This is a genomic window from Arenimonas sp. (genome assembly GCF_044348765.1).
GTDB lineage: Bacteria > Pseudomonadota > Gammaproteobacteria > Xanthomonadales > Xanthomonadaceae > Arenimonas.
On sequence record NZ_JBIKSE010000095.1, the window covers coordinates 1 to 4,393 of the forward strand.

Sequence of the window (4,393 nt, forward strand, 5' to 3'; positions counted from 1 at the left end):
GTTTAAGTATTCTTCACCAATTGTTGCTGACCAGTATTCAGTAGTTAATGCGTTAGCTTTTAACATATCTAAAATTTCTAAATCAATCTCTAAAGAGATGTAATCAGATAACATAGAAGTTAATTCAGCTTCTGCATCAATTGAATGATAAGCGTTTAAGTCTTGCGCTAATTCAGGAGTCCATACTGCTTTCAACTTACGAGTCTTAGCAACGATAGCCTCTGATTTTAATTCAAGATCAATTTCAGGAATATCTAATGCAGTTGTTGTGTTACCTGCACTGTTAGCTGTTTGGTCTTCGAAGTCACCTCTATCGTAAGATACTGGTTGCTCAGAATAAACAACAGTTGAAGTAGAGATTGTTACACCGTTAGATGCAGAAACAAACAATACTACGTTGTTAGAAGATACATAGTTAAATTCGTTGATGTTTGAATTTAAAGTACCAGCACCGATAGCAGTAACGTTGAATGAACGAACTGCTTCAGAATCAACAGTTGTAGGAAGTTGGTTTGCACCACCTGCTTTAGAAACTGTTAATTTGATGATTCTACCAGCTGCTACTGAAGCAGAGATTGAAGCGTCAAATCCTACATCAGCCCAAGAAGCTGTAGCTGCAGTTGTAGTTAAAGAAGCTGCAGATGCATCGTTTACAGAGTAGCCATATCTAGCTTCACCATAAAGACCATTTTCAGCTGCATTAGTTCTACCAAAGTTAGTTGCAGAACCAGTTACGTTAGTACCACCAAAAAGTGATTTACCAGCGAACTGACCGTTAGCACCTTGAGAAGAACCATATTTGAAATCCAAGAAGAATACAAGACCAGAAGGTAAGTTCATTGGTTGTACGCTTACGAATTCTTTTGCTGCGATTTCACCGAAGATTCTTCTTACTAACGGTAAAGCCACACCAGACCACTCTTCAGAACCAGTAGAAGTACCAGTTTGAGTTGCCTCATCAAGCAATTGCTTTGCTTGGTTTTCTAACAATACAGCCATGCTGTGTTGTTCTCTTTCTTTTAAACCTTCAAGAAGACCAGTTTTTTCCCATTTGCTTTTTAACTGACGAGTTTCAGCTAACATTACTGCTTGTGGGTTTTTGCCTTCCATAAGTTTTCCTAAATCAAAATTTGCCATTTTATTTTATTTTTTTATGGATTGTTTATTTTACGATACCAGCTAATTGCTTAAAGCGGTTAGCTAATTCGTTTGAGCTTTCAGCGATGATTTCTTTTGCTGGAGCTGTTGTAGCTTGTGGCTTAGAAGCAAAACCTTCGGTCATTGTCTTCTTAGCTGCTACTTTTCTTTCAGTACCAGTAAACTTCATGCTTTCTGCTAAAGTTGCGTAAACCAATTTAACTTCTCTTACAGAAGATGTTCTGTCTAAATTCTCAACTACTTTTACTTTTTGTTCGTTAGTTAAGTTGTAAGAACGGAACAATTTGTTTGCGTAAAGTAATTTTGCGTTTAACAAATTTACTTCGTTAATAGTGCCTTTTAAAGATTTGATTGTAGAAATTGCTTCTGCCAATTCTGCTTGAAGTTTTTCTTTTTCTTCATCATGCTTTGGTTCTTCAGCTTCTTCAACTTTTTCTTCATCATCACCATATCCCATTTCACGTAAGATTTCATCTAAATCGATTTCTTCTTCATCGTGAGCTGGTTCTTCAGTTGGAACTTCTTCAGCTTCAACTGCAGGTTCAGCAGCTACTGGTTCTTCAACCGGTGCTTCTTCACCTTCTACTGCTGGTTCTTCTTCGTGATATTCATCACCTTCTTCACCCGCAATTTGTGCTTCTAATTCTCTAATGATTGATTCTAAATCTAATTCGTCTTCGTCATCAGATTCTTCGTCATCACCAAATTCAGGAGCATCTTCACCTTCTGATTGGTATTCAGCTGCATCTTCTGCTTTATCTTCTGCAGAAGCTTCATCTTCAACTTCATTAAGGTCTTTAACTTTATCGTAGTCTTCTACTTCACCACCTACTTCCGCAGATTGGTTAGCAATACCACTTAGGTCAGTGTCATCGTTGTTTGCTTTATCAGCTGGTTGTTTGTTATCACCACCACCAATTTCGCTTGATACATCATTGTTTTCTTCAACTTTATCTTCAACTTCTTCATCATCAGCCATTTCTGCCTGAAGTTTTTTAGAAAGGATAGATTGTAGTCTTGGAGTAAATGCTTCTTCAAGAGCGATTTTAGCGTTAGCAATAGCAGTTTCACGAACAGCTTTAGCATCAGCGATGGCTTCTTTCAACAATTTTGAACTTGCCATTTTTTCCTTATTTGTTAGGATTTCTTAAGCTATTGTAATGTGAGCTTAAATAGAATTATTAATTGGCGTTTTGGTCACTACTCATAGAACGAGAGTATTCATTTTACCAATAAAAAAACGTATATAAAATACGTTATTGTATCAATAAATATATAAAAATTAATAAAAACGTAATTTTCTAAAGAATTTTTTAGAAAAGATAAATATAAGATGGGTGTTTATCATCTTTTAGTTTTTGACGGATTCTTTCATCCGAACACCCAAAATGTTCTCCGGCCTCTTTAAGAGAGCAGAATTGAATTCCTTCACACTCAATTATTGGAAGGTGTATTTTTATTTTTGAACGTAATTGTAATTCGTTCATTTCATCGTAACTGATATCATTACGTTCAACTTTTTTCCAATGACGATATACTGGATTATTTGATTCAAAGTAGTTTCTAGCTTCCGATTCTGATATTCCTAATTTATCCGCCACCTGTTTTGGGTTCTCAAAAGGAACTCCATCTATTTCGTATTTAATTGTTGGATTAGTTTCTTCACCAATGATTTGCCAATCTTTGTATTTTGATTTAGTAGAACGGCATCTTCTCTCAACTTCACTTGCCACCAATTCATTTGGACTAATATCAATTGCAGCTTCTCTAAAACTTCTATAAGATTTACCATCAACCACACATTTAAACGTATCACCGTTTACAATAGATTCGGTTGCAATATCAGGATTGCCTTTTACGAATACCAATATGTTTTGATGAACCGATGCCACTTTGCGATTTCTTTCAAAGTATGTATCAACAACTCTTGATGCTTGGTGTTGTGAATTAAATAGAATCATATCGTTGTAGAAATGTAATCCAGCTTCTTCACATGCTCTAATTGTTTTCCAGACCAAACCTTTATACTTTCCAATCTTATAATTTCCTGTGGTTGATTGTTCTCTTACTTCCGATACAACTACTGCAAAGAAACGATTATCTTTTAGTTTTTCCGCTGCTTTTCTTAAAATAGAATAATATTTTTTATCAAATGAATCTTCATCCATATTTGAAAGGTCAGCTGGGTTGTCTGTATATTTTTCTAAATCATAATAAGGTGGACAAGTAAATACAAAGTCCTGAGTCTTATTCTGAATAGAATCTATTACCCACTCACTATCTCCTTGTATCCAATTTGGTTTTGATGATTGTTTTTTATTTGCTTCTATTTGTTCATCCGAAAGGTCTATACCATTATAGATGTATCCCATTTCAGTTGCAACTATACCTCTAACACTACCACCTGCAAATGGGTCCAATACTCTACCTTCCTCTGGACAAAACCATTCATACATCTTTTCACAAAGTGTAGCATCAAATATGGAAACGGTATTATCTTCCCAAAAACGGGCTCTACTTTGGGTATTTTCTCTACCCAATTCTGATTGGATATTGTAGGTGTTAATCCACCATCTTTTACGTTCTTGCCATTGTTTAGAACGAGTATCTAAAATAGAGAAAGGTTTAATCATAACACAAATATACAAAAAAAGTTTGGAATTACCAAACTTTCTTTATACTTTTTTATTCGAAATCAGGACTTTGTTCTACGTCCTTATATAAATTATCAATATATTTTCTTTCTATATCTGCCAAATTTCTTCTATACATTTCCAATTGATTAGTTCCCTTTTTCAAAAGTGGCATCATAGCTTCCTTTTTCTTTGGGTTCTTTTCAGCAAAGTATTTAGCACCCATAGCTCTTTGTGCATCTTCCAATTCTCTAACTTTCTTTTGTACCGCTAAGTATTTTACATACATTTTAGGTACACCACCATATAAACCAGCTTCATTTACTACTCCTTCCGGTACACAATTTGGAACTTGTCTACCACCCTTATTTTTCATACCAACTTGCTTATATCCTTTCCAACAAGGTGAATCTTCTTTTATTGACTCACTTTTAACAACTTTACCTTTTTGTTTAAAAAGTTGTTTGATATTATCTTGTGCAGTTGAGTCATTATTTTTCCACTTTTTAATTAAATCAAATAATTTTTTTTCATCAGAACTATTCAATGAAGCAATTTTACCTCTACCACTTCCTAGTGCCATACCATTTTTGTACCAGTAT

Annotated in this window: 4 protein-coding genes; all 4 read right to left on the minus strand. The window is 34.6% G+C overall.

Annotated features, from left to right (window positions below):
- On the minus strand, nucleotides 1-1,137 hold a 1,137-nt coding region (locus ACIQ0Q_RS09010; protein WP_395772606.1), incomplete at its 3' end, for a hypothetical protein.
- A gap of 25 nt (nucleotides 1,138-1,162) precedes the next feature.
- Nucleotides 1,163-2,281, minus strand: a complete 1,119-nt coding sequence (locus ACIQ0Q_RS09015) for a hypothetical protein (protein WP_395772607.1) — start codon at nucleotides 2,279-2,281, stop codon at nucleotides 1,163-1,165.
- A 190-nt stretch (nucleotides 2,282-2,471) separates the two neighbouring features.
- Nucleotides 2,472-3,791 carry a DNA methyltransferase gene (locus ACIQ0Q_RS09020; protein ID WP_395772608.1) on the minus strand — a complete coding sequence of 440 codons (1,320 nt, stop codon included), beginning with the start codon at nucleotides 3,789-3,791 and terminating at the stop codon, nucleotides 2,472-2,474.
- A 52-nt stretch (nucleotides 3,792-3,843) separates the two neighbouring features.
- On the minus strand, nucleotides 3,844-4,393 hold a 550-nt coding region (locus tag ACIQ0Q_RS09025), incomplete at its 5' end, for a hypothetical protein (protein ID WP_395772609.1).